At 69.3% G+C, this 24,192-nt stretch carries 21 protein-coding genes and 4 tRNA genes; 19 read left to right on the forward strand and 6 right to left on the reverse strand.

Translation table 11 applies throughout. From position 1 onward, the window contains the following. The first annotated feature begins 41 nt into the window (after positions 1-41). Positions 42-437, forward strand: coding sequence for a YccF domain-containing protein (locus tag CP973_RS03285; protein WP_150237408.1), 396 nt, complete (start codon positions 42-44; stop codon positions 435-437). A 45-nt stretch (positions 438-482) separates the two neighbouring features. Here the strand turns inward: CP973_RS03285 and CP973_RS03290 are convergent, their stop codons facing one another. Together CP973_RS03290 and CP973_RS03295 are read right to left on the reverse strand one after the other, a co-directional pair. After that, positions 483-1,208, reverse strand: a complete 726-nt coding sequence (locus CP973_RS03290) for an antibiotic biosynthesis monooxygenase (RefSeq protein ID WP_150237411.1) — start codon at positions 1,206-1,208, stop codon at positions 483-485. Positions 1,209-1,392: 184 nt separating this feature from the next. Next, positions 1,393-1,881: a YajQ family cyclic di-GMP-binding protein gene (locus tag CP973_RS03295; RefSeq protein ID WP_150237413.1), complete on the reverse strand. Its 489-nt coding sequence runs from the start codon at positions 1,879-1,881 to the stop codon at positions 1,393-1,395. Positions 1,882-2,072: 191 nt separating this feature from the next. Here CP973_RS03295 and CP973_RS03300 point away from each other — a divergent pair. Then, positions 2,073-2,154, forward strand: a tRNA-Tyr gene (locus tag CP973_RS03300). A 100-nt stretch (positions 2,155-2,254) separates the two neighbouring features. Here the strand turns inward: CP973_RS03300 and CP973_RS03305 are convergent. After that, positions 2,255-2,926: an SDR family oxidoreductase gene (locus CP973_RS03305; protein WP_150237416.1), complete on the reverse strand. Its 672-nt coding sequence runs from the start codon at positions 2,924-2,926 to the stop codon at positions 2,255-2,257. 68 nt (positions 2,927-2,994) lie between these two features. Further along, positions 2,995-4,284, reverse strand: coding sequence for an amidohydrolase family protein (locus tag CP973_RS03310; protein WP_150237418.1), 1,290 nt, complete (start codon positions 4,282-4,284; stop codon positions 2,995-2,997). A 182-nt stretch (positions 4,285-4,466) separates the two neighbouring features. Here CP973_RS03310 and CP973_RS03315 point away from each other — a divergent pair. The 6 genes from CP973_RS03315 (at position 4,467) to CP973_RS03340 (ending at position 7,084) form a co-directional block, all read left to right on the forward strand. Next, positions 4,467-4,539, forward strand: a tRNA-Thr gene (locus CP973_RS03315). A gap of 47 nt (positions 4,540-4,586) precedes the next feature. Beyond that, positions 4,587-4,659, forward strand: a tRNA-Met gene (locus CP973_RS03320). Positions 4,660-4,746: 87 nt separating this feature from the next. Beyond that, the gene (rpmG, locus tag CP973_RS03325; RefSeq protein ID WP_004571794.1) at positions 4,747-4,911 is read left to right on the forward strand and encodes a 50S ribosomal protein L33; all 165 of its coding nucleotides are present in this window, start codon (positions 4,747-4,749) and stop codon (positions 4,909-4,911) included. A gap of 152 nt (positions 4,912-5,063) precedes the next feature. After that, entirely contained in the window at positions 5,064-5,519 is a 456-nt protein-coding gene (locus CP973_RS03330) for a MaoC family dehydratase N-terminal domain-containing protein (RefSeq protein ID WP_030589579.1), read from the forward strand. A 4-nt stretch (positions 5,520-5,523) separates the two neighbouring features. Next, positions 5,524-5,958 carry a MaoC family dehydratase gene (locus CP973_RS03335; protein ID WP_150237419.1) on the forward strand — a complete coding sequence of 145 codons (435 nt, stop codon included), beginning with the start codon at positions 5,524-5,526 and terminating at the stop codon, positions 5,956-5,958. Between the two features lie 70 nt (positions 5,959-6,028). Next, positions 6,029-7,084, forward strand: a complete 1,056-nt coding sequence (locus CP973_RS03340; RefSeq protein WP_150237420.1) for a UDP-N-acetylmuramate dehydrogenase — start codon at positions 6,029-6,031, stop codon at positions 7,082-7,084. 6 nt (positions 7,085-7,090) lie between these two features. Here CP973_RS03340 and CP973_RS03345 read toward each other — a convergent pair whose 3' ends face one another. Further along, positions 7,091-8,113 carry an adenosine deaminase gene (locus CP973_RS03345; RefSeq protein ID WP_150237421.1) on the reverse strand — a complete coding sequence of 341 codons (1,023 nt, stop codon included), beginning with the start codon at positions 8,111-8,113 and terminating at the stop codon, positions 7,091-7,093. Between the two features lie 119 nt (positions 8,114-8,232). Continuing rightward, positions 8,233-9,465: a pyridoxal phosphate-dependent aminotransferase gene (locus tag CP973_RS03350; RefSeq protein ID WP_150237422.1), complete on the reverse strand. Its 1,233-nt coding sequence runs from the start codon at positions 9,463-9,465 to the stop codon at positions 8,233-8,235. A 184-nt stretch (positions 9,466-9,649) separates the two neighbouring features. Here CP973_RS03350 and CP973_RS03355 point away from each other — a divergent pair. The 11 genes from CP973_RS03355 to CP973_RS03410 all read left to right on the forward strand — a co-directional run bounded on the left by CP973_RS03355 (position 9,650) and on the right by CP973_RS03410 (position 23,853). After that, positions 9,650-9,722, forward strand: a tRNA-Trp gene (locus CP973_RS03355). A gap of 109 nt (positions 9,723-9,831) precedes the next feature. After that, the gene (gene secE / locus CP973_RS03360; protein WP_150237423.1) at positions 9,832-10,125 is read left to right on the forward strand and encodes a preprotein translocase subunit SecE; all 294 of its coding nucleotides are present in this window, start codon (positions 9,832-9,834) and stop codon (positions 10,123-10,125) included. A 72-nt stretch (positions 10,126-10,197) separates the two neighbouring features. Next, entirely contained in the window at positions 10,198-11,100 is a 903-nt protein-coding gene (gene nusG, locus CP973_RS03365) for a transcription termination/antitermination protein NusG (protein ID WP_150237424.1), read from the forward strand. A gap of 169 nt (positions 11,101-11,269) precedes the next feature. After that, entirely contained in the window at positions 11,270-11,704 is a 435-nt protein-coding gene (gene rplK / locus CP973_RS03370) for a 50S ribosomal protein L11 (RefSeq protein ID WP_004571802.1), read from the forward strand. Between the two features lie 106 nt (positions 11,705-11,810). Beyond that, positions 11,811-12,533: a 50S ribosomal protein L1 gene (rplA, locus tag CP973_RS03375; RefSeq protein ID WP_150237426.1), complete on the forward strand. Its 723-nt coding sequence runs from the start codon at positions 11,811-11,813 to the stop codon at positions 12,531-12,533. A gap of 273 nt (positions 12,534-12,806) precedes the next feature. Further along, positions 12,807-13,640, forward strand: coding sequence for an SCO4651 family lipoprotein (locus CP973_RS03380; protein WP_150237427.1), 834 nt, complete (start codon positions 12,807-12,809; stop codon positions 13,638-13,640). Positions 13,641-13,957: 317 nt separating this feature from the next. Next, complete coding sequence (gene rplJ / locus CP973_RS03385; RefSeq protein WP_150237428.1) at positions 13,958-14,509, forward strand: 50S ribosomal protein L10; 552 nt, start codon at positions 13,958-13,960, stop codon at positions 14,507-14,509. A gap of 89 nt (positions 14,510-14,598) precedes the next feature. Next, positions 14,599-14,988, forward strand: coding sequence for a 50S ribosomal protein L7/L12 (gene rplL, locus CP973_RS03390; RefSeq protein ID WP_150237429.1), 390 nt, complete (start codon positions 14,599-14,601; stop codon positions 14,986-14,988). 608 nt (positions 14,989-15,596) lie between these two features. Next, positions 15,597-19,079, forward strand: a complete 3,483-nt coding sequence (gene rpoB / locus CP973_RS03400) for a DNA-directed RNA polymerase subunit beta (protein WP_150237430.1) — start codon at positions 15,597-15,599, stop codon at positions 19,077-19,079. Between the two features lie 96 nt (positions 19,080-19,175). Continuing rightward, positions 19,176-23,075, forward strand: a complete 3,900-nt coding sequence (locus CP973_RS03405) for a DNA-directed RNA polymerase subunit beta' (RefSeq protein WP_150243081.1) — start codon at positions 19,176-19,178, stop codon at positions 23,073-23,075. 298 nt (positions 23,076-23,373) lie between these two features. Next, positions 23,374-23,853, forward strand: a complete 480-nt coding sequence (locus CP973_RS03410; RefSeq protein WP_150243083.1) for a DUF1707 and DUF4190 domain-containing protein — start codon at positions 23,374-23,376, stop codon at positions 23,851-23,853. Positions 23,854-24,192 lie beyond the last annotated feature (339 nt).

The following is a 24,192-nucleotide window of genomic DNA, read 5'->3' on the forward strand; positions in this document are numbered from 1 at the left end:
TCGACCACCGCACTACTCGGGTGCACGGAAGGCTGCCGCGCATGAAGCTCATCCTCAACGTCATCTGGCTGGTCCTCAGCGGCCTGTGGATGGCCATCGGCTACGTGTTCGCGGGCATCATCTGCTGTGTCCTGATCATCACGATCCCCTTCGGCATCGCCTCGTTCCGCATCGCCGGCTACGCGCTGTGGCCCTTCGGCCGTACGACCGTGGAGCGCCGCGACGCGGGCGCCGGATCGGTCATCGGCAACGTCATCTGGGTGATCTTCGCGGGCTGGTGGCTGGCGCTCGGCCATATCGTCACCGGGCTCCTGCTGTGTGTGACGATCATCGGCATCCCGTTCGGCATCGCCAACTTCAAGATGGTGCCGATCTCGCTCCTCCCGCTCGGCCGCGAGATCGTCCCCACGGACCAGCCGTTCGCGGCGCGCTACTGAGCAGGGCGGGCGCCCGCCGCCCGCCCCTCCCGGCGCCCCGCTCCCTCACCGCCGTACGAGCCCCCGGGGCGCCACGTACCGCTTGAACCCGAGCGGCGTGACGCCCGGGACGCTCTCCACGAACCGCATCACCGCACCGCCCCGCTGGAGCGACGTCTCGACCATGTGCTGGTGCGCGGCCTCGTCCGTCCACTCGCTGTAGTTGAAGACCCGGGTGCCGTCCTCGCTGATGTGGAAGTTCGAGGAGATCCCGCCGGACGGCGTCCGGGAGCCGTCGGCGGCGCCCGGCTGGAGGCCGTTCATCATGTCCACCAGGCCGTCGACCAGCTGCCGGGCGGCCTCGTGCCCCGTCGTCTCGAAGCGGACGGTCACGATGCACCCCGGCTCCGGCGGCTCGCCCTGGGGGAGCAGGCTGCGGTAGTAGCGGTAGCGCCGCGCCCCGCCTTCCCCGACGGCCCGCAGGGGAGCGCCGGCGGCCCCCTCCTCCCACTGCCCGAAGCCGAGCACGGTACGGCCGTCCGTCCCGGCCAGGAACACCTGCGACACCAGCCCGTCCGGCACCGGCGCCGCCGCCAGCGCCCGCGCGGCCCCCTCGATCATGGCCTGCTGCCGCTCGGTGTCCTCCGCGTCCCACTCGCTGATCAGCACGGGCCCGACGCCGGGTCGCCGTATCTCGGGCAGCGTGTCCACGAGGAAGCGTGCCGGGTCCTGGAACCCCGGGACCGTGGTCGGGGCGTGCGTGGCCTGCTGGTTTTCCGTTTCCGAAGTCATGCGCACACTCTCCGACCTCAACCAAACTTGAGGTCAAGGCCCGGACTGCACGACTTCCCGGAGCCCGGTTCCAGGTCACACCCCCGTACACGCCGGTGGGGCGGTACGCACCCGCGTACCGCCCCACCGGACCACCTTGGGCCGCAGCCCGGAACCGCTCCTGCCGATAGGCCTGCCGACAGACCTACCGGTAGTTCACGAACTGGATCGCGAAGTCCAGGTCCTTGCCCTTGAGCAGCTGCTGCACCGCCTGGAGGTCGTCCCGGCTCTTCGAGCTGACCCGCAGCTCGTCGCCCTGCACCTGCGCCTTGACGCCCTTGGGGCCCTCGTCGCGGATGATCTTGGCAACCTTCTTCGCGTTCTCCTGCGTGATGCCCTCCTGGAGGGAGGCGAAGATCTTGTACTCCTTGCCGGAGGGCTCCGGCTCGCCCGCGTCCAGCGCCTTCAGCGAGATCCCGCGCTTGATCAGCTTGGACTGGAAGATGTCGAGGACAGCCTTCACCCGCTCCTCGGCGTTGGCCCGCATCTCGATCTTCTCGCCCGACCACTTGATCGACGCGTCCACGCCCTTGAAGTCGTAGCGCTGCGAGATCTCCTTGGCGGCCTGGTTGAGGGCGTTGTCGACCTCCTGCCGCTCGACCTTCGAGACGATGTCGAAACTGGAGTCGGCCATCTTGAGTTGGCTCCTCGTACGTAGATCCGTCAGGGGTACGGCCCGGTCCGGACCGCTGTGCAAGCCTAGTCACCCCGCGCATGATCGATCCGGGAAGAACCGGGTGGCGAACCACCCCCGGCCATCGGGTATGGTTTACGTCGTTGCCACGGAGCGACGCCCGACGGGCGGATCTCCCGGCAGCAGACCCAGGCGGTGTGCCCGAGCGGCCAAAGGGAGCAGACTGTAAATCTGCCGGCTCAGCCTTCCCAGGTTCGAATCCTGGCGCCGCCACCGGTCCGAAGAGGCCCCGATCCGTGCAAGCGGATCGGGGCCTCTTCTTCGTGTCGGTATCCGTTTGTTCGTGCCGGCATCCGTGTCGTACGGCTCACACCTACCCGGTCGGCCGTCCGCCGTACGCGCGGACCGCGTCCTCGACCGGGGTGTCGCCGCCGATCAGTTCCAGCGTGCGGCCGGCCGTGGCCGGTTCGCTCAGGAGGGCGGCGAGCACGGCCGCGACGTCGTCGCGGGGGATCTCGCTGCGGCCGGTCGACTCGGCGAGCCGGACCAGACCGGTGCCCGGGTCGTCCGTCAGGCGGCCGGGGCGCAGGATCGTCCAGTCGAGGCCGGACCGGGACCGTACGTCGGCGTCCGCGGCGCCCTTGGCGCGCAGGTACGCGGCGAAGACCGGGTCGGTGCCCTCGGGCGGCTCCTTGTCGGCGCCCATCGACGAGACGACGACGAAGCGCCGTACACCGGCCGCCTCCGCCGCGTCCGCGAACAGGGACGCGGCGGCGCGGTCCACCGTCTCCTTGCGTGCGACGCCGCTGCCCGGCCCGGCGCCCGCCGCGAAGACCGCCGCGTCCGCCCCTTCGAGATGCCGGGCGACGTCGTCGACCATGGCCGCCTCCAGGTCGCAGACGACCGGCTCGGCCCCGGCGGCGAGCAGGTCCCCGGCCTGTTCGGGCCGCCGGATGATCCCCGCCACCTCGTCCCCGCGCGCGTGCAGCAGCCGTTCCAGCCGCAGCGCGATCTGACCATGTCCACCTGCGATGACAATGCGCATGATCCCGACCGTACGCCTGTCACCCCGTCAGAGCGCGACACCCCGACGCCACCGGGGCGCCCGGCCGCTCAGCGCTGCGACTGCCGCGGCAGCTCCAGCGCGACCACCGCCGCCGAGTCGCAGTACTCGCGCACCGCGCTCGTCCGGGCCACCACGCGTCCCTTGTGCACCACGATCCGGCTGTACGCGAGGGACAGTACCCCGGCGAGGCTGCCGCCGCGCACGGCCAGGAGCTCGGCGGGGAAGCCCGCCTCGACGCGGACCTCCGGCAGGCCCAGCGTCGCGCGGGCGGCCGTGCCGACCATCTCGTAGGCGGTCTCGGGGCTCGCCTCCCCCAGGGAGGCCAGGAGGTACGCGGCTTCCAGGGGATCGCCGCGGCCCACCGGGTTCGCGGCGTCGCGCAGGGCGCCGCTGCCGGCCGCCACCCGCACCCCGGCCGCGCGCAGCAGCCGTACGGGCGCCTGACGGGCCGCCGGGGCCGCCGCCCTGCCGGACCCCGGCCGGGCCGCGCCACGCCGCTCCAGGGCCGCGCAGCCGCCCTGCGGCAGGCACACGACCGTGACGCCGGCCGCCGCGAGGTGCTCGGCGGTGCGGGCCGCCACCTCCGGCGGCAGCGCCGACAGGCCCGCGCACGGTCCGATCGCCACCCCGGGCCGCAGCCCGCCCGCCACCGCGGCGAACCGGGCCAGCCGCGCGGGGTCGTCGCCGTCCGTGTGGAGGTCCACCGCGCAGCCGTGCTCGGCCGCGACCTCCAGGACGGTCTCGACGTACCCGGCCGGGTCGGGGTCGAGGTCCGGGCAGCCGCCGATGACCGTGGCGCCCATCTTCACGGCGTCCCGCAGCATCGCCAGCCCGTCCGCCCCGGCCGCCCCGGTGAGCATCCGCGGCACGGCCACCGCCGTCAGCTCGGCCAGCCCGCGCAGCGACCGGCCCGCCTGGAGGACGGCCTCCAGCGAACGCAGCGCCTGGACGTCGCCGATGCGCACGTGGGTGCGCAGCGCCGTCGCGCCGTGGCCCAGTTGCAGGAGGGCCGCCTCCGTGGTGCGGCGCTGCACGTCTTCGAGGGTGTCGGTGGCGGGCCCGGTGGCGTCCGCGGTCAGCGCGGTGTCGCAGTGCGCGTGCGGCTCGGCGGGGGCCGGGAGCAGCAGATAGCCGCCGAGGTCGATACGGGTGCCCTGCGGGGCGAGGCTGCCCGCCGTGCCGACCGCCTCGATGCGCCCGCCGCTGAGCCGTACGTCCACCACGCGGCCGTCGGCGAGCCGGGCGTCGCAGAGCACCAGGGTGCCCGCCGCGGCGCCGGTGCCATCGCCGCCGGAGGCCTTCTCGGGACCCGGCTGCGGCTGACTGCTCTCGGACATCGCGCTCCTCGAAGGACCGGGCGTGCAAGATCACGCAGCGTGGTCCGAGCCTAGGGGGCGGTCCGGGAGGCTTCGCGGAGGCGCGAAATAGTCGTACCGGTGTGGTGCGAGGGGCGGGCGGGGGCGGTCGCCGGATACGGATTTCACCTTTGGCGGCAGGCCGTGTAATGTCTTCATCGCTCGCCCCAATAGCTCAGTCGGCAGAGCGTCTCCATGGTAAGGAGAAGGTCTACGGTTCGATTCCGTATTGGGGCTCTGATGTGTGAGGTATCCCGCCTTCGGGCGGGGTCCGCTCGCATCGCAGCGGTGTAGCTCAGTCGGTAGAGCAAGCGGCTCATAATCGCTGTGTCACCGGTTCAAGTCCGGTCACCGCTACATACAGTAGCCGATTGTGGGGTCGGTCTCCCGATCGGCTACTCTTCATGCGTTCACCCGTCCATCCGTCCGTCAAGGAGCACTCACGTGGCTGCCACCGACGTCCGCCCGAAGATCACGCTGGCCTGCGTGGAGTGCAAGGAGCGGAACTACATCACCAAGAAGAACCGGCGCAACGACCCGGACCGTCTTGAGATGAAGAAGCACTGCCCGCGTTGCAACGCGCACACCGCGCACCGCGAGACGCGATAACACCAGGCTCGACCGCGAGGCCGTCCCCAGACCATGGGGGCGGCCTCGCGGCGTTGTGGTGCCCGGGGCGCGCGGCGCGGCGCCGGGCCCGCGCACCGGTATGACAAGGTCAGGGACCGTTACAGGGACCAGTTCAGGGAGGTTGCGAGCCCATGGCGCTCGACCAGTCCTTCGTCGGGCGGAGCTACCCGGCCACCGCTCCTTATGAGGTCGGCCGGGAGAAGATCCGCGAATTCGCCGAGGCGATCGGGGACGCCGCCCCGGCGTACACCGACGCCGAGGCCGCCAGGGCGCTCGGGCACCCCGATGTGATCGCCCCGCCGACTTTTGTGTTCTCCATCACCTTCCGCGCCGCGGGCCAGGTCGTCGAGGACCCGCAGCTGGGTCTCGATTACAGCCGGGTGGTGCACGGCGACCAGAAATTCGTCTACACCCGCCCGGTGCGCGCCGGTGACCGGCTGACCGTCACCTCGACCATCGAGGCGATCAAATCCATGGCGGGAAACGACATTCTCGATATCCGTGGCGAGGTGCACGACGAAGCGGGCGAACACGTGGTGACCGCTTTCACCAAGCTGGTGGCGCGCGCCGCCGGACAGGAGGGCTGACCCGATGACCGCGAAGATCTCTTACGACGACGTCGAGGCCGGCACCGAACTCCCGGCGCAGACCTTTCCCGTGACCCGTGACACGCTCGTGCGCTACGCGGGCGCCTCCGGCGACTTCAACCCGATCCACTGGAACGAGAAGTTCGCCAAGGAGGTCGGCCTCCCCGACGTGATCGCGCACGGCATGTTCACCATGGCCGAGGCGGTCCGCGTGGTCACCGACTGGACCGGCGACCCGGGCGCGGTCGTCGAGTACGGCGTGCGCTTCACCAAGCCCGTCGTGGTCCCCAACGACGACAAGGGCGCGGTCATCGAGGTCAGCGGCAAGGTCGCGGCCAAGCTGGACGACGAGGCCCGTACGGTCCGTGTCGACCTGACCGCGACCAGCGACGGCCGGAAGGTGCTCGGGATGTCGCGCGCGGTGGTCAAGCTCGCCTGAAAAGCGCGCGCGTAGCCGCACGGGGGCGGCCCGGCCCGGGTGCCGGGGCCGCCCCCGTACTCTTGAGCCCGTGCAGGAACTCCACGACGCGCCCCTCGCCCCGCTGACCACCTTCCGTCTCGGCGGACCGGCCACCCGGCTGCTCACCGCCACCACGGACGACGAAGTGATCGCCGCCGTCCGCGAGGCCGACGCCTCCGGCACACCGCTGCTCGTCATCGGCGGCGGCAGCAACCTGGTCATCGGCGACAAGGGCTTCGAGGGCACCGCGCTGCGCATCGCCACCCGCGGCTTCGCCCTCGACGGCACCGACCTGACGCTGGCCGCGGGCGAGAACTGGTCCGACGCGGTGGCCCGTACGGTCGGGGCCGGGCTCGCGGGCATCGAGTGCCTGGCCGGCATCCCCGGCTCGGCCGGTGCCACGCCCATCCAGAACGTGGGCGCGTACGGACAGGAAGTGTCCTCCACGATCACCGAAGTGGTTGCGTACGACCGCATAGCGGGCGAGACCGTGACTCTCTCGAACGCCGAGTGCGCGTTCTCGTACCGGCACAGCCGCTTCAAGGAGCACCCCGACCGCTTCGTCGTGCTGCGGGTGCGCTTCGCCCTGGAGGACGCGGGCGGGCTGTCCGCGCCGATCAAGTACGCGGAGACCGCGCGCACCCTCGGTGTCGAGGCCGGCGAGCGGGTGCCGGCCGCCACCGCCCGCGAGACCGTGCTCAAGCTGCGGGCCGGCAAGGGCATGGTCCTGGACCCGGAGGACCACGACACCTGGTCGGCGGGGTCCTTCTTCACCAACCCCGTCCTCACCGAGGCGCAGCACGCCGACTTCCTCGCCCGCGTCCACGAGCGGCTCGGCGCGGACGTCACGCCGCCCGCCTTCCCGGCGGGGGAGGGCCGCGTGAAGACCTCCGCCGCCTGGCTCATCGACCGCGCGGGCTTCACCAAGGGCTACGGCGACGGCCCGGCCCGCATCTCCACCAAGCACACCCTCGCCCTGACCAACCGCGGCCGGGCCACCACCGAGGACCTGCTCGCGCTGGCCCGGGAGGTCCGCGAGGGCGTCCGCGCGGCCTTCGGCATCACCCTGGTCAACGAGCCGGTGACGGTCGGCGTCACCCTTTAGGACGCGTCAGTCCGCCCCCAGCCAGGCGTCCACCCCCGCCAGCAGCTTCCGCCGCACGTCCTCCGGCGCCCGCGAGCCCTGGATCGACTGGCGGGCCAGCTCGGCCAGTTCGGCGTCCGAGAAGCCGTGCGCGGTGCGGGCGATCTCGTACTGGGCCGCCAGCCGGGAGCCGAACAGCAGCGGGTCGTCGGCGCCCAGCGCCATCGGGACGCCGGCGTCGTAGAAGGTCCGCAGCGGCACGTCCTCGGGCTTCTCGTAGACACCCAGGGCCACGTTCGACGCCGGACAGACCTCGCAGGTCACGCCCCGCTCGGCCAGCCGCCGCAGCAGCGCCGGGTCCTCCGCGGCGCGTACGCCGTGGCCGACCCGCGCCGCGTGCAGGTCGTCCAGGCAGTCCCGCACGCTCGCCGGGCCGGACAGCTCGCCGCCGTGCGGCGCCGCCAGCAGCCCGCCGTCGCGCGCGATGGCGAAGGCCCGGTCGAAGTCGCGCGCGAAGCCCCGCCGCTCGTCGTTGGAGAGGCCGAAACCGATCACGCCCTGGTCGGCGTAGCGGACCGCGAGCCGGGCGAGCGTACGGGCGTCCAGGGGGTGCTTCATGCGGTTCGCGGCCACCAGGACGCGTATCCCGAGGCCGGTCTCCCGGGAGGCGGCGCGCACCGCGTCCAGGATGATCTCCAGCGCGGGGATCAGCCCGCCCAGCCGCGGCGCGTACGAGGTCGGGTCGACCTGGATCTCCAGCCACCCGGAGCCGTCCCGCACGTCCTCCTCGGCGGTCTCGCGGACCAGCCGCCGGATGTCCTCGGGGGAGCGCAGACAGGACCGGGCGATGTCGTACAGCCGCTGGAAGCGGAACCAGCCGCGCTCGTCCGTCGCCCGCAGCTTCGGCGGCTCGCCGCCCTTCAGGGCCTCCGGCAGGTGCACGCCGTACTTGTCGGCGAGGTCCAGCAGGGTCGCGGGCCGCATCGATCCGGTGAAGTGCAGGTGCAGGTGGGCCTTGGGCAGGGCCCGGACATCGCGTACACGTTCCATCCCAGGATCTTGCCGTACGGGCCCGACGTGCCGGTAGGCCCTTTCCCGAACGAGCGCCCGCCCGAAAGCAGATGCGGGCCCCGGGGAAACCCCGGGGCCCGCATGCGTCCGGCCGTGCGCTACTTCGCCTCGGCCAGCAGGTTCTGGACGCGCGTGATGCCCTCGACCAGGTCCTCGTCGCCGAGCGCGTACGACAGGCGCAGGTAGCCCGGTGTGCCGAACGCCTCGCCCGGGACCACCGCGACCTCGGCCTCCTCCAGGATCAGCTCGGCCAGCTCCACGCTGGTCCGCGGGCGCTTGCCGCGGATCTCCTTGCCGAGCAGGCCCTTGACCGACGGGTACGCGTAGAACGCGCCCTCCGGCTCCGGGCACAGCACGCCGTCGATCTCGTTGAGCATCCGCACCATCGTCCGGCGGCGGCGGTCGAAGGCGGTCTTCATCTCCTCGACGGCCGTCAGGTCGCCCGAGACCGCCGCGATGGCCGCGGCCTGCGCCACGTTGGAGACGTTGGAGGTGGCGTGCGACTGGAGGTTCGCCGCGGCCTTGATCACGTCCTTCGGGCCGATGGCCCAGCCCACCCGCCAGCCGGTCATCGCGTACGTCTTCGCCACACCGTTGACGATGATGCACTTCTCGCGCAGCTCCGGCACGACCACGGGCAGCGAGCAGAACGTCGCGTCGCCGTAGACCAGGTGCTCGTAGATCTCGTCGGTGAGCACCCACAGACCGTGCTCGGCGGCCCAGCGGCCCACCGCCTCGACCTGCTCGCGGGTGTAGACCGCGCCGGTCGGGTTGGACGGCGAGACGAACAGCAGCACCTTCGTACGGTCCGTACGGGCCGCCTCCAGCTGCTCCACGGAGACCCGGTAACCGGTGGTCTCGTCGGCCACCACCTCCACCGGCACGCCGCCCGCCAGCCGGATCGACTCCGGGTAGGTGGTCCAGTACGGGGCGGGCACGATGACCTCGTCGCCCGGGTCCAGGATCGCCGCGAACGCCTCGTAGATCGCCTGCTTGCCACCGTTGGTGACGAGAACGTTCGCCGCCTCGACCTCGTACCCGGAGTCGCGCAGCGTCTTCGCGGCGATCGCGGCCTTCAGCTCGGGCAGGCCGCCGGCCGGGGTGTACCGGTGGTACTTCGGGTCGCGGCAGGCCTCGACGGCGGCCTCGACGATGTAGCCGGGCGTGGGGAAGTCGGGCTCGCCGGCGCCGAAGCCGATCACCGGGCGCCCGGCGGCCTTGAGGGCCTTGGCCTTGGCGTCCACGGCGAGGGTCGCGGACTCGGAGATCGCCCCGACGCGGGCCGACACCCGACGGTCGGTGGGGGACTGTGCGGGAGGAGTAGCGCTCATGTACTGCATGTTCCCAGACCGCCCGGGAGGCGGGCACACGGGTTTGGAGGCGCCACCTCGGGGCTTTCTGTTCGACGCCCGGCCGCGAAGCACGTACACTCGCTGACCGTTGGCTCCCAACAGGCCGTCGGCGACCTCGCACCTGGTGCAGTGGTCGGGATGCGGTAGGTTGGGGGAACCACAAAGGGTCGTAGCTCAATTGGTAGAGCACTGGTCTCCAAAACCAGCGGTTGGGGGTTCAAGTCCCTCCGGCCCTGCTACACGCACTCTTCACCGAGTCGCGTGCACGCGTACGTACTGAAATGCACCGCCGTGCGGCTCTACCGGGCGCGGCACGGCCAACGACCCGGATTCAGGTGAGGACGAGTGACGGACGCCCTGGGCTCCATCGACATGCCTGAGCGCGGTCGTTCCGAAGGCGAGGCCTCGGAGTCGAAGAAGCCCCGTCGCGGCGGCAAGCGCGGCAAGAAGGGCCCCTTCGCCCGGCTGGCGCTCTTCTACCGGCAGATCATCGCGGAGCTCCGCAAGGTCGTCTGGCCCACGCGGGGCCAGCTTTCGACGTACACCACTGTGGTGATCATCTTCGTCGTCATCGTCATCGGTCTCGTAACCGTGATTGACTTGGGATTCAACCAGGCCGTCAAGTACGTCTTCGGCTGATCCCGCGAAGGGCGCCTTTGCGGGCGCCCCTTTGCATGTTCAACCCCTTGAAGCCAGGAAGAAGCAGCCACCGTGTCTGACCCGAACCTGAACGACGCCGCCGACTCCGTCGAGACGGCAGCGGCCGACGTTGACGCGGCTGCCTCGGCCGAGGTCGAGGGCGACGCTGCGGCGAGCGCCGGCGAAGAGGCCGCCCGCGAGATCGTCGAGGGCGCCGACGCGGCCGACGAGCTCGACACCGAGGAGGCCGAGGCGGGCGAGGCCGCCGAGGAGGCCGCGGTCACCGCCGAGGACGAGGACGCCGCCGAGGGTGCCGAGACCGCCGAGGACGCGGCGGCCGAGGGCGAGGACGAGCCGGCCGACCCGATCGCCGCGCTGCGCGAGGAGCTGCGCACCCTGCCGGGCGAGTGGTACGTGATCCACACCTACGCGGGCTACGAGAAGCGCGTGAAGGCCAACCTGGAGCAGCGCGCCGTCTCGCTCAACGTCGAGGACTTCATCTACCAGGCCGAGGTCCCCGAGGAAGAGATCGTCCAGATCAAGAACGGCGAGCGCAAGAACGTCCGCCAGAACAAGCTCCCGGGTTACGTGCTCGTGCGCATGGACCTGACGAACGAGTCCTGGGGCGTCGTGCGCAACACGCCGGGCGTCACCGGCTTCGTGGGCAACGCCTACGACCCGTACCCGCTCACCCTGGACGAGATCGTCAAGATGCTCGCCCCGGAGGCCGAGGAGAAGGCCGCCAAGGAGGCCGCCGAGGCCGAGGGCAAGCCGGCCCCGTCCCGCAAGGTCGAGGTCCAGGTGCTGGACTTCGAGGTGGGCGACTCGGTCACCGTCACCGACGGCCCGTTCGCCACGCTCCAGGCCACGATCAACGAGATCAACGCCGACTCGAAGAAGGTCAAGGGCCTCGTCGAGATCTTCGGCCGCGAGACCCCGGTCGAGCTGAGCTTCGACCAGATCCAGAAGAACTGACGCTCTTCAGGACACCAGCTTCCGAACAGGTCGGGCGGACCCTCCGGGGACCGTCTGACCTGCTCGGTTTTTGGCCGTACTGCCATACCCGTTATCGTGGTGCGGTATGCCTCCATCCGGATGACCGGATGGACTGGCGAAAAACCTCTCACTAGGACCCGGAGAGAGCATGCCTCCCAAGAAGAAGAAGGTCACGGGGCTCATCAAGCTCCAGATCCAGGCCGGTGCCGCGAACCCGGCTCCGCCGGTCGGCCCCGCGCTGGGTCAGCACGGCGTCAACATCATGGAGTTCTGCAAGGCCTACAACGCCGCGACCGAGTCGCAGCGCGGCTGGGTCATCCCGGTGGAGATCACGGTCTACGAGGACCGTTCCTTCACCTTCATCACCAAGACCCCGCCGGCCTCGAAGATGATCCTGAAGGCCGCGGGCGTGGAGAAGGGCTCCGGCGAGCCGCACAAGAACAAGGTCGCCAAGATCACGGCCGACCAGGTTCGCGAGATCGCCACCACCAAGATGCCCGACCTGAACGCCAACGACCTGGACGCCGCGTCGAAGATCATCGCCGGCACCGCCCGTTCCATGGGCATCACGGTCGAGGGCTGACAGCCACCCCGCACCCGCCCCGCGGCACCCGCCGCAGCCAGGGGCACGTGGCAGGGCCAGGCGCTGGCCCGCACCACGACTCCATCGCCATCATTCAGGAGCAGCAGTGAAGCGCAGCAAGAATCTTCGCAACGCGGACGCGAAGGTCGACCGGGAGCGTCTGTACGCCCCGCTCGAGGCCGTCCGTCTGGCCAAGGAGACCTCCACGGCCAAGTTCGACGCGACCGTCGAGGTCGCCATGCGTCTGGGTGTCGACCCGCGCAAGGCCGACCAGATGGTCCGTGGCACCGTGAACCTTCCGCACGGCACCGGTAAGACCGCCCGGGTCCTGGTCTTCGCGACCGGCGACCGTGCTGCGGCCGCGGAAGCCGCGGGCGCCGACATCGTCGGCTCCGACGAACTGATCGACGAGGTCTCCAAGGGCCGTCTGGACTTCGACGCCGTCGTCGCCACGCCGGACCTCATGGGCAAGGTCGGCCGCCTCGGCCGCGTGCTCGGTCCCCGTGGTCTGATGCCGAACCCGAAGACCGGCACCGTCACCCCGGATGTCGCCAAGGCTGTCACCGACATCAAGGGCGGCAAGATCGAGTTCCGCGTGGACAAGCACGCGAACCTCCACTTCATCATCGGCAAGGTGTCCTTCGACGACACCAAGCTGGTGGAGAACTACGCCGCGGCGCTGGAAGAGATCAACCGTCTCAAGCCGTCCGCCGCCAAGGGCCGGTACATCAAGAAGGCCACCATCACCACCACGATGGGCCCCGGTGTCCAGGTCGACGCCAACCGCACCCGCAACCTCCTCACCGAGGAGGACCCGGCCGCCGTCTGACACTGACGACGCCGCGCGTACGCGTACGTCGGGCCCCGTACCTCACCGAGGTGCGGGGCCCGACGCATGTCCGGGCGGCGGCGGACGGCCGGGGCGGTGTGCGACGGCGTGGGGCGGCCGTGGCGCGGACACCGGGCCCGTACGGGGCGTCGCCGGGCGTACGGGGTGTCACCGGGCGTTTGGGACGCCCGCGGGCCCGGCGGCGGGCGCTGTCAGCCCCCTGCACTACGCTCACTCGCAGTCGTAAAGCTGATCTACAACGGGGAGAGCACAGTGCGTACTGCGCGGATCACCGCGGCCGCGGCCGCCGGCGTCGTCATGCTGGCCGGACTGACCGCCTGCGGCGGCAAGGACGGCGGCAACAAGGCGGGCGGCGGCTCGCCGGTCCAGGCCGCCGCCGCGGCCCTGCGGACGGCGTCCGAGAAGACCGGCTCGGAGAAGTCGGCCAAGGTCGAGAGCACGACCAAGACGGGGCAGACCACCCAGTCCATGAAGGGCGCGATGGACTGGTCCCAGGGCATGCGGATGAACGTCGAGACGACCGGCCAGGGCGGCCTGGGCGGCGGCAAGCCCATGAAGGCCCTGTACACGCCCGAGGCGATGTACCTCAACCTCGGGCTCGGCGGCAAGCCCTGGATGAAGTACGACTACAACGCCATGGCCAAGAAGAGCCCGGTGTTCGCGCTGCTCAAGGACCAGATGCAGAACAACAACCCGTCGCGGTCCGTGGGCCTGGTTCTCGCCACGGGCAAGGCCGAGAAGGTCGGTACGGAGGACGTGCGCGGCGTCAAGGCGACCCACTACACCGCCACCTTCGACGTGGCCGAGCTGACCCGCATGCAGGCGTCCAAGGACTTCAGCGAGAAGGACATGAAGTCGATGGAGGAGTCGCTCAGGAAGAGCGGCACGAAGAACGAGACCATCGACCTGTGGATCGGCCCCGACGACCTGCTCGTCAAGAAGACCGAGAAGATGCAGAACAACCAGGGCGGCTTCGAGAGCACCGTCTTCTACTCGGACTACGGCACCAAGGTCTCCGTCGAGGAGCCGCCGGCCTCGCAGGTCACCGACGCGGCCGGTGCCATGGGCGGCGGCCTGGCGGGCTGACGCCGCCGAGAACCGCCGTTCCCGGGCCCGGCGCGCCGCGCGCTGCCGTGCCCGGGGACGGATTTGCCTGCGCCTGGGCCGTTCGCGTACCGTAGCGAGGAAGCCAAAGACCGCTGGTTGTCTCCGCGCGCCTGTATGGGCGTACGGAACCGAAGGATCCGCTAGCTGCGGACGGCCTGCGCAGGTGGACGAGGAAGATCTCCCGGAAGAACTCCGTTTCTCCCGGTTGAGCCATGCCCCGTGCGCTTGCGCCGGGGCGTTTGTTTTGCCCAGCCCCTTCTGCGCGGTCCTCATCACCCGGAAGGAGGCCGAGGCTCATGGCGAGGCCCGACAAGGTCGCAGCCGTCGAGGAGATCACGGAGAAGCTCCGTAACTCCAACGCCGCTGTTGTGACCGCGTACACCGGACTGTCCGTCGCTCAGCTCAAGGAGCTGCGCCGTTCGCTCGGTGACAACGCTCAGTACCGTGTGGTGAAGAACACGCTGACCAAGATTGCGGCCAATGAGGCCGGGATCACGCTGGACGAGCACCTCAAGGGCTCGACGGCGGTCGCCTTCGTGACCGGTGACCCGGTCCAGGCGGCGAAGGGTCTTCGTGACTTCGCCAAGGAGAACCCCTCTCTCGTCATCAAGGGCGGTGTCCTTGAAGGCAAGGCGCTGTCCGCCGACGAGATCAAGAAGCTTGCGGACCTTGAGTCCCGCGAGGTTCTGCTCGCCAAGCTGGCGGGTGGCATGAAGGCGTCCATGGCCAAGGCCGCGGCGACCTTCCAGGCCCCGCTCACGAAGATGGTCCGCACCGCGGAAGCTCTTCGCAGCAAGGTCGAGCAGGGCGGTGCCGGTGAGCCGGCTCCCGCCGAGGCCGCGGAGTAACCACTCCGCAGTCCTGCGGGCACGTCTGCTCAGCACGCCCGCCGCAATGTACATCCGGCACCAGCCGATTTAGTGGAAGGACCGCCATCATGGCGAAGCTCACCCAGGAAGAACTGCTCGCCCAGTTCGAGGACATGACCCTCATCGAGCTCTCCGGGTTCGTGAAGGCGTTCGAGGAGAAGTTCGAGGTCGAGGCTGCCGCTCCGGCCGCCGTCGCCGTTGCCGCCCCGGGCCAGGGTGGTGGCGAGGCCGCCGCCGCCGAGGAGCAGGACGAGTTCGACGTCATCCTGACCGGTGCGGGCGACAAGAAGATCCAGGTCATCAAGGTCGTGCGTGAGCTGACCTCGCTGGGTCTGAAGGAGGCCAAGGACCTCGTCGACGGCACCCCGAAGCCGGTCCTCGAGAAGGTCGCCAAGGACGCCGCGGACAAGGCCGCCGAGGCCCTCAAGGGCGCCGGCGCCTCCGTCGAGGTCAAGTGACCTGACGAGTCTGCCGACTCTTCACACACCTGAAGGCGATCACCCATGCGGGTGGTCGCCTTCGGGCGTTCGGGCCGCGGCTGCGCGGACCCGCCCTTCCGTGCGAGTATGGTGATCTTCGTTGCCCCGCGGCTCCGCGCCCCGTGACGATCTTCCAGCGGGTGGGGGGCCTTGACGAACCGCACGCAGCGCGCAATTCTCAGGACGCGACGCCAGAAGCGATCCGGGTTCGAGGCATGGATCGCCGGCGAAGAGGGAAGCATCGGAGTGCGCCTCTTGGCGCATGGCTTGCGGCAGGCATGAGACGTTGGGCGTTGAGAAGAACAAAGAGGGGTACCTCCGTCACGGAGGGTGCCGCCTCCCGGAGGGAGAAGATCGGTATCACAGTGCTGGACCGGTCTCCGGAAACTCGCTCTGGACATCAGTGTGCCGAGTGGCTACACTGACCCTTTGCGCTGCCTGTTAGCTGCTCCCTGCCCGTCACCAGGGGCATACCCGAGCCCGAGCAATGCCGACCGAACCGCCCTGACCTGGGCCTTTCCTCCGGCTGTGTTCGGTCCGGGACCGGTACGCGCGTAGTGAGTCCGAGCCCTCGGAAGGACCCCCTCTTGGCCGCCTCGCGCAACGCCTCGACTGCCAATACGAACAACGGCGACAGCACCGCCCCGCTGCGCATCTCTTTTGCGAAGATCAAGGAGCCCCTCGGGGTTCCGAACCTCCTTGCGCTGCAGACCGAAAGCTTCGACTGGCTGCTCGGCAATGCCGCATGGAAGGGTCGCGTCGAGGCTGCGCTGGAAAGTGGTCAGGACGTCCCCACCAAGTCCGGTCTGGAGGAGATCTTCGAAGAGATCTCCCCGATCGAGGACTTCTCCGGGTCGATGTCGCTGACGTTCCGCGACCACCGATTCGAGCCCCCGAAGAACTCCATCGACGAGTGCAAGGAGCGCGACTTCACGTACGCGGCCCCGCTCTTCGTCACGGCTGAGTTCACCAACAACGAGACCGGGGAGATCAAGTCCCAGACGGTCTTCATGGGCGACTTCCCGCTCATGACCAACAAGGGCACCTTCTGCATCAACGGCACCGAGCGTGTCGTCGTCTCGCAGCTGGTCCGCTCGCCGGGCGTCTACTTCGACAGCCAGATCGACAAGACGTCCGACAAGGACATCTTCACCGCCAAGATCATCCCGTCCCGGGGTGCCTGGCTGGAGATGGAGATCGACAAGCGCGACATGGTCGGCGTGCGCATCGACCGCAAGCGCAAGCAGTCCGTGACCGTCCTCCTCAAGGCCCTCGGCTGGACGACCGAGCAGATCCTGGAGGAGTTCGGCGAGTACGAGTCCATGCGCGCCACCCTGGAGAAGGATCACACCCAGGGCCAGGACGACGCGCTGCTCGACATCTACCGCAAGCTGCGTCCGGGCGAGCCGCCGACGCGCGAGGCCGCGCAGACGCTGCTGGAGAACCTCTACTTCAACCCCAAGCGCTACGACCTGGCGAAGGTCGGCCGCTACAAGGTCAACAAGAAGCTCGGCGGGGACGAGCCGCTCGACGCGGGTGTGCTGACCACCGACGACATCATCGCCACGATCAAGTACCTGGTGAAGCTCCACGCGGGCGAGACCGAGACGATCGGCGAGAACGGCACGGAGATCGTCGTCGAGACCGACGACATCGACCACTTCGGCAACCGCCGTCTGCGCAACGTCGGCGAGCTGATCCAGAACCAGGTCCGTACGGGTCTCGCCCGTATGGAGCGCGTCGTGCGCGAGCGCATGACCACCCAGGACGTCGAGGCGATCACGCCGCAGACCCTGATCAACATCCGGCCGGTCGTCGCCTCCATCAAGGAGTTCTTCGGCACCAGCCAGCTGTCCCAGTTCATGGACCAGACCAACCCGCTGTCGGGCCTGACCCACAAGCGCCGTCTGTCGGCGCTGGGCCCCGGTGGTCTCTCCCGTGAGCGGGCCGGCCTGGACGTCCGTGACGTGCACCCCTCGCACTACGGCCGCATGTGCCCGATCGAGACGCCCGAAGGCCCGAACATCGGTCTGATCGGTTCGCTCGCCTCGTACGGCCGGGTCAACGTCTTCGGCTTCATCGAGACGCCGTACCGCAAGGTCGTCGACGGCCGGGTCACCGAGCAGGTCGACTACCTGACCGCCGACGAGGAAGACCGCTTCCTGATCGCCCAGGCGAACGCGCCCCTCACCGAGGACATGCAGTTCGCCGAGGGCCGTGTGATGTGCCGCCGCCGCGGTGGTGAGGTCGACCTCGCCGCCCGCGAGGACGTGGACTACATGGACGTCTCGCCGCGCCAGATGGTGTCGGCCGCGACCGCCATGATCCCCTTCCTGGAGCACGACGACGCCAACCGCGCGCTCATGGGATCGAACATGATGCGCCAGGCCGTGCCGCTGATCAAGGCGGAGGCCCCGCTGGTCGGCACCGGCATGGAGTACCGCTGCGCGGTCGACGCCGGCGACGTCATCAAGGCGGAGAAGGACGGTGTGGTCCAGGAGGTCTCCGCGGACTACATCACCGTCGCCAACGACGACGGCACGTACACCACGTACCGCGTCGCCAAGTTCACCCGCTCGAACCAGGGCACCTCCTTCAACCAGAAGGTCGTCGTGGACGAGGGCGCCCGTGTGGTCGTGGGCCAGGTGCTCGCCGACGGTCCGTCCACGGACCAGGGCGAGATGGCGCTCGGCAAGAACCTCCTCGTGGCGTTCATGCCGTGGGAGGGCCACAACTACGAGGACGCGATCATCCTGTCGCAGCGCCTCGTGCAGGACGACGTCCTGTCCTCGATCCACATCGAGGAGCACGAGGTCGACGCCCGGGACACCAAGCTCGGCCCCGAGGAGATCACCCGGGACATCCCGAACGTCTCCGAGGAGGTCCTCTCGGACCTCGACGAGCGCGGCATCATCCGGATCGGTGCCGAGGTCGTCGCCGGCGACATCCTCGTCGGCAAGGTCACGCCCAAGGGTGAGACCGAGCTGACCCCCGAGGAGCGCCTGCTGCGCGCGATCTTCGGTGAGAAGGCCCGTGAGGTCCGTGACACCTCGCTGAAGGTCCCGCACGGCGAGATCGGCAAGGTCATCGGCGTCCGCGTCTTCGACCGCGAGGAGGGCGACGAGCTGCCCCCGGGCGTGAACCAGCTGGTCCGCGTCTACGTGGCGCAGAAGCGCAAGATCACCGACGGTGACAAGCTCGCCGGCCGCCACGGCAACAAGGGCGTCATCTCCAAGATCCTGCCGGTCGAGGACATGCCGTTCCTGGAGGACGGCACCCCGGTCGACATCATCCTCAACCCGCTGGGTGTCCCGTCCCGAATGAACCCGGGACAGGTCCTGGAGATCCACCTCGGCTGGCTCGCCAGCCAGGGCTGGAAGGTCGAGGGCGACGAGGACTGGCAGAAGCGCCTCCAGGCGATCGGCGCCGACGACGTCGCGCCGCGCACCAACGTCGCGACCCCGGTCTTCGACGGTGCGCGCGAGGACGAGCTCGCCGGTCTGTTCGACGCGACGCTCCCCAACCGCGACGGCGAGCGGATGGTCAAGAACTCCGGCAAGGCCCGGATGTTCGACGGCCGTTCCGGTGAGCCGTTCCCGGACCCGATCTCGGTCGGGTACATGTACATCCTGAAGCTCCACCACCTGGTCGACGACAAGCTGCACGCCCGCTCGACCGGCCCGTACTCGATGATCACCCAGCAGCCGCTGGGTGGTAAGGCCCAGTTCGGTGGCCAGCGCTTCGGTGAGATGGAGGTGTGGGCGCTGGAGGCTTACGGCGCCGCGTACGCCCTCCAGGAACTGCTGACCATCAAGTCCGACGACGTGACCGGCCGCGTGAAGGTCTACGAGGCCATCGTCAAGGGCGAGAACATCCCCGAGCCCGGCATTCCCGAGTCCTTCAAGGTCCTCATCAAGGAAATGCAGTCGCTGTGCCTCAACGTGGAGGTGCTGTCCTCGGACGGCATGTCCATCGAGATGCGCGACACGGACGAGGATGTCTTCCGCGCCGCGGAGGAGCTCGGCATCGACCTGTCCCGGCGCGAGCCGAGCAGCGTCGAAGAGGTCTGACGGGTCTGGCCGGGACCTCCCAGCGAGGTCCCGGCCCCACCCCGGACCCCCTCAGACCATGATTGAGACTCGACCCTGAAAGAGGGATTGACGACAGTGCTCGACGTCAACTTCTTCGACGAGCTGCGGATCGGCCTGGCGACCGCGGACGACATCCGACAGTGGTCCCACGGCGAGGTCAAGAAGCCGGAGACCATCAACTACCGCACCCTCAAGCCCGAGAAGGACGGCCTCTTCTGCGAGAAGATCTTCGGCCCCACCCGGGACTGGGAGTGCTACTGCGGCAAGTACAAGCGTGTCCGCTTCAAGGGCATCATCTGTGAGCGCTGCGGCGTCGAGGTCACTCGCGCCAAGGTGCGCCGTGAGCGGATGGGCCACATCGAGCTGGCCGCCCCGGTCACGCACATCTGGTACTTCAAGGGCGTTCCGTCGCGGCTGGGCTACCTGCTCGACCTCGCCCCGAAGGACCTGGAGAAGGTCATCTACTTCGCCGCCTACATGATCACGTGGGTGGACGAGGAGCGCCGTACGCGCGACCTGCCCTCGCTGGAGGCGCACGTCTCCGTCGAGCGCCAGCAGATCGAGCAGCGCCGCGACGCGGACCTGGAGGCCCGCGCCAAGAAGCTGGAGACCGACCTCGCCGAGCTGGAGGCCGAGGGCGCCAAGGCCGACGTGCGCCGCAAGGTGCGCGAGGGTGCCGAGCGTGAGATGAAGCAGCTGCGCGACCGCGCGCAGCGCGAGATCGACCGCCTCGACGAGGTGTGGAGCCGCTTCAAGAACCTCAAGGTCCAGGACCTGGAGGGCGACGAGCTGCTCTACCGCGAGCTGCGTGACCGCTTCGGCACGTACTTCATGGGCGGCATGGGCGCGGCCGCGCTGCAGAAGCGCCTGGAGTCCTTCGACCTCGACGAAGAGGCTGAGAAGCTCCGCGAGATCATCCGTACCGGCAAGGGCCAGAAGAAGACCCGCGCGCTCAAGCGCCTGAAGGTCGTCTCCGCGTTCCTGCAGACCCGCAACAGCCCCAACGGCATGGTGCTGGACTGCATCCCGGTCATCCCGCCGGACCTGCGTCCGATGGTGCAGCTGGACGGTGGCCGCTTCGCGACCTCCGACCTGAACGACCTGTACCGCCGTGTGATCAACCGCAACAACCGCCTGAAGCGGCTTCTCGACCTCGGCGCGCCCGAGATCATCGTGAACAACGAGAAGCGCATGCTCCAGGAGGCCGTCGACGCGCTCTTCGACAACGGCCGCCGCGGCCGCCCGGTCACGGGCCCCGGCAACCGTCCGCTGAAGTCGCTGTCCGACATGCTCAAGGGCAAGCAGGGCCGGTTCCGTCAGAACCTGCTCGGCAAGCGTGTGGACTACTCCGCGCGTTCCGTGATCGTCGTCGGTCCGCAGCTGAAGCTGCACCAGTGCGGCCTGCCGAAGGCCATGGCGCTGGAGCTCTTCAAGCCGTTCGTGATGAAGCGCCTGGTCGACCTGAACCACGCGCAGAACATCAAGAGCGCCAAGCGGATGGTCGAGCGCGGCCGCACGGTCGTCTACGACGTCCTCGAAGAGGTCATCGCGGAGCACCCGGTTCTGCTGAACCGTGCGCCCACGCTGCACCGCCTCGGCATCCAGGCCTTCGAGCCGCAGCTGGTCGAGGGCAAGGCCATTCAGATTCACCCGCTCGTGTGCACCGCGTTCAACGCGGACTTCGACGGTGACCAGATGGCCGTGCACCTGCCGCTGTCCGCGGAGGCGCAGGCCGAGGCCCGCATCCTGATGCTGTCCTCGAACAACATCCTCAAGCCGGCCGACGGCCGTCCGGTCACCATGCCGACCCAGGACATGGTGCTGGGCCTGTTCTTCCTCACCACCGACGAGGCGGAGCGCGAGGTCATCGGTGAGGGCCGGTCCTTCGGCTCGGTCGCCGAGGCGATCATGGCCTTCGACAACCGGGAGCTGTCGCTCCAGGCGAAGGTCGACATCCGCTTCCCGATCGGCACCGTCCCGCCGCGCGGCTGGACCCCGCCGGCGCAGGAGGAGGGCGAGCCGGAGTGGCAGCAGGGTGACAGCTTCCGGCTGCGGACGACCCTGGGCCGCGCGCTCTTCAACGAGCTGCTGCCCGAGGACTACCCGTTCGTCGACTACTCGGTGGGCAAGAAGCAGCTCTCCGCGATCGTCAACGACCTGGCCGAGCGCTACCCGAAGGTCGTCGTGGCGGCGACGCTGGACAACCTGAAGGCGGCCGGTTTCCACTGGGCGACCCGTTCCGGTGTCACCGTCGCGGTCTCCGACATCGTCGTGCCGGAAGCCAAGAAGTCCATCGTCGCGGGCTACGAGGCCCAGGACGAGAAGGTCCAGAAGCAGTACGAGCGCGGTCTGATCACCAAGGACGAGCGCACTCAGGAACTGATCAACATCTGGACCAAGGCGACCAACGAGGTCGCCGAGGCGATGAACGACAACTTCCCCAAGACGAACCCCATCTTCATGATGGTTGACTCGGGTGCCCGAGGAAACATGATGCAGATGCGGCAGATCGCCGGTATGCGTGGTCTGGTGTCGAACGCGAAGAACGAGACCATCCCGCGTCCGATCAAGGCGTCGTTCCGTGAGGGTCTGTCCGTGCTGGAGTACTTCATCTCCACCCACGGTGCCCGTAAGGGTCTCGCGGACACCGCGCTGCGTACCGCCGACTCGGGTTACCTCACCCGTCGTCTCGTGGACGTCTCCCAGGACGTCATCATCCGCGAGGAGGACTGCGGCACCGAGCGCGGCCTCAAGCTGCGGATCGCCAGCAAGGACGCCTCCGGCGTGCTGCGCAAGGCGGACGACGTCGAGTCCTCCGTGTACGCGCGGATGCTGGCCGAGGACGTCGTGGTGGACGGCAAGGTCGTCGCGTCGGCCAACGTCGACCTCGGTGACGTGCTCATCGACCAGCTGATCGCGCACGGCGTGGAGGAGGTCAAGACCCGCTCGGTCCTGACCTGTGAGTCCGCGGTCGGCACCTGCGCCTTCTGCTACGGCCGCTCGCTGGCCACCGGCAAGCTGGTCGACATCGGTGAGGCGGTCGGCATCATCGCCGCCCAGTCCATCGGTGAGCCCGGTACCCAGCTGACGATGCGTACCTTCCACACCGGTGGTGTGGCCGGTGACGACATCACCCTGGGTCTGCCGCGTGTCGTCGAGCTCTTCGAGGCCCGTACGCCCAAGGGTGTCGCCCCGATCTCCGAGGCCGCCGGCCGCGTGCGGATCGAGGAGACCGAGAAGACCAAGAAGGTCATCGTCACGCCGGACGACGGCAGCGACGAGACGGCTTACGGCGTCTCCAAGCGTGCCCGTCTGCTGGTGGGCGAGGGTGACCACGTCGAGGTCGGCCAGCCGCTGACCGTGGGTGCCGTCAACCCGCACGACGTGCTGCGCATCCTGGGCCAGCGGGCCGTCCAGGTCCACCTGGTCGGCGAGGTCCAGAAGGTCTACAACAACCAGGGCGTGGCGATCCACGACAAGCACATCGAGATCATCATCCGGCAGATGCTGCGCCGTGTGACGATCATCGAGTCCGGCGACGCGGAGCTGCTGCCGGGCGAGCTGGTGGAGCGTACGAAGTTCGAGAGCGAGAACCGTCGTGTGGTCCAGGAAGGCGGCCACCCGGCCTCCGGCCGTCCGCAGCTGATGGGTATCACCAAGGCTTCGCTGGCCACCGAGTCCTGGCTGTCGGCGGCGTCCTTCCAGGAGACGACCCGGGTGCTCACCGACGCGGCGATCAACGCCAAGTCGGACTCCCTGATCGGCCTCAAGGAGAACGTCATCATCGGTAAGCTCATCCCGGCCGGTACGGGCCTGTCCCGTTACCGCAACATCCGGGTGGAGCCCACCGAGGAGGCCAAGGCCGCGATGTACTCGGCCGTCGGTTACGACGACATCGACTACTCGCCCTTCGGCACCGGCTCCGGCCAGGCGGTCCCGCTGGAGGACTACGACTACGGTCCGTACAACCAGTAAGTCCCGCAGGCCGCGGCCGGCTCACCGGACACGCGCTGTAGCGGCAGGGCGGTCATCCCTCCGGGGGTGGCCGCCCTGCGGCGTTCCCGCCCCGCGCACCATGGCCGGACGGCGGGCCGGCGCGCCGCGCGGATTCGTCCGGGGGAACCGTGCGATCTCCTGGTGCGTACTGAATGATGGGTGTACTGCTCAATATGGGGGAGGTGCTCCAGTGGCGTACCAGCCGTGGCAGGGCGGGCAGCCGGCGAAGTGGCAAGGCGGCCAGCCGCCGGCCCAGGTGCCGGGACAGGCGCCGACGATGCGCGCCTCGCACGCCGACCGTGAGCGTGCGGTCGACGTGCTGAAGGCCGGGTTCGCCGAGGGCCGGCTTCCGCAGCACGAGTACGAGCAGCGGATCGGCCGCGCGTACCAGGCCCAGACCCATGGCGAGCTGCAGATGCTGGTCGCGGACCTGCCGCAGGGCCCGGTGCCGCAGGCGCAGTTCGCGCCTCCTCCGGCGGTGCCGCAGACCTTCATGCCGGCGCCGATGCCGCCGCCGATGCCCACGAACGGCACCGCGACCGGCGCGCTGGTCTGCGGCATCCTCACCATGGCGACGGGGGGCCTGACCGGGATACCCGCGGTGATCCTGGGCCACAAGGCGCGGGCCGAGATCCGCCGGTCCGGGGAGCGCGGGGACGGCCAGGCGCTCGCCGGGCTGGTCATGGGCTGGCTGAGCATCGGCGGGTGGGCGTTCTTCCTCTTGATGATGATGCTGGCGGTGCTGGTACGCGCCTAGGAAGAACGTCACTCGCGCGAAGCCGGCGCCGGCGTGGTACAAGCCGGCGGGACGGTCCCCGGCCCACCCGTATGGCCCATCCGGCGGCCCGATCGGCCCGCGGAGCGGTGGTGGAGCCTTCTTCCGTACGGCTCCTGATCGCACTACGGTGGCCGCAGCGCCGGAGGAGTCCGGCGTGTCCTTCGCGTGTGCATTTGTTTTGACCGCAGCCCATGCGGTAGGTACGCTCTGACCTTGTGCCTGGGGTGTCCTCGGGCTGCCGTGCGTGCACTCGTCCGCACGGAAGCCGGGTCTCGACACCGCAATCTGCCGCCGTCCTCGTCCCAGCGAGGGGTCTGC

The organism is Streptomyces albofaciens JCM 4342, from assembly GCF_008634025.1.
Lineage (GTDB): Bacteria > Actinomycetota > Actinomycetes > Streptomycetales > Streptomycetaceae > Streptomyces > Streptomyces albofaciens.

Excerpts from the sequence above, each read along its gene's own strand:
- CP973_RS03290 (WP_150237411.1), bottom strand. The coding sequence starts at position 1,208 with ATGACTTCGGAAACGGAAAACCAGCAGGCCACGCACGCCCCGACCACG.
- CP973_RS03310 (WP_150237418.1), bottom strand. The coding sequence starts at position 4,284 with ATGTCCGAGAGCAGTCAGCCGCAGCCGGGTCCCGAGAAGGCCTCCGGC.
- CP973_RS03295 (WP_150237413.1), bottom strand. The coding sequence starts at position 1,881 with ATGGCCGACTCCAGTTTCGACATCGTCTCGAAGGTCGAGCGGCAGGAG.
- rplK (WP_004571802.1), top strand. The coding sequence starts at position 11,270 with ATGCCTCCCAAGAAGAAGAAGGTCACGGGGCTCATCAAGCTCCAGATC.
- CP973_RS03285 (WP_150237408.1), top strand. The coding sequence starts at position 42 with ATGAAGCTCATCCTCAACGTCATCTGGCTGGTCCTCAGCGGCCTGTGG.
- CP973_RS03330 (WP_030589579.1), top strand. The coding sequence starts at position 5,064 with ATGGCGCTCGACCAGTCCTTCGTCGGGCGGAGCTACCCGGCCACCGCT.
- CP973_RS03335 (WP_150237419.1), top strand. The coding sequence starts at position 5,524 with ATGACCGCGAAGATCTCTTACGACGACGTCGAGGCCGGCACCGAACTC.
- CP973_RS03410 (WP_150243083.1), top strand. The coding sequence starts at position 23,374 with ATGCGCGCCTCGCACGCCGACCGTGAGCGTGCGGTCGACGTGCTGAAG.
- CP973_RS03305 (WP_150237416.1), bottom strand. The coding sequence starts at position 2,926 with ATGCGCATTGTCATCGCAGGTGGACATGGTCAGATCGCGCTGCGGCTG.
- rplL (WP_150237429.1), top strand. The coding sequence starts at position 14,599 with ATGGCGAAGCTCACCCAGGAAGAACTGCTCGCCCAGTTCGAGGACATG.
- CP973_RS03345 (WP_150237421.1), bottom strand. The coding sequence starts at position 8,113 with ATGGAACGTGTACGCGATGTCCGGGCCCTGCCCAAGGCCCACCTGCAC.
- rplJ (WP_150237428.1), top strand. The coding sequence starts at position 13,958 with ATGGCGAGGCCCGACAAGGTCGCAGCCGTCGAGGAGATCACGGAGAAG.
- CP973_RS03350 (WP_150237422.1), bottom strand. The coding sequence starts at position 9,465 with ATGAGCGCTACTCCTCCCGCACAGTCCCCCACCGACCGTCGGGTGTCG.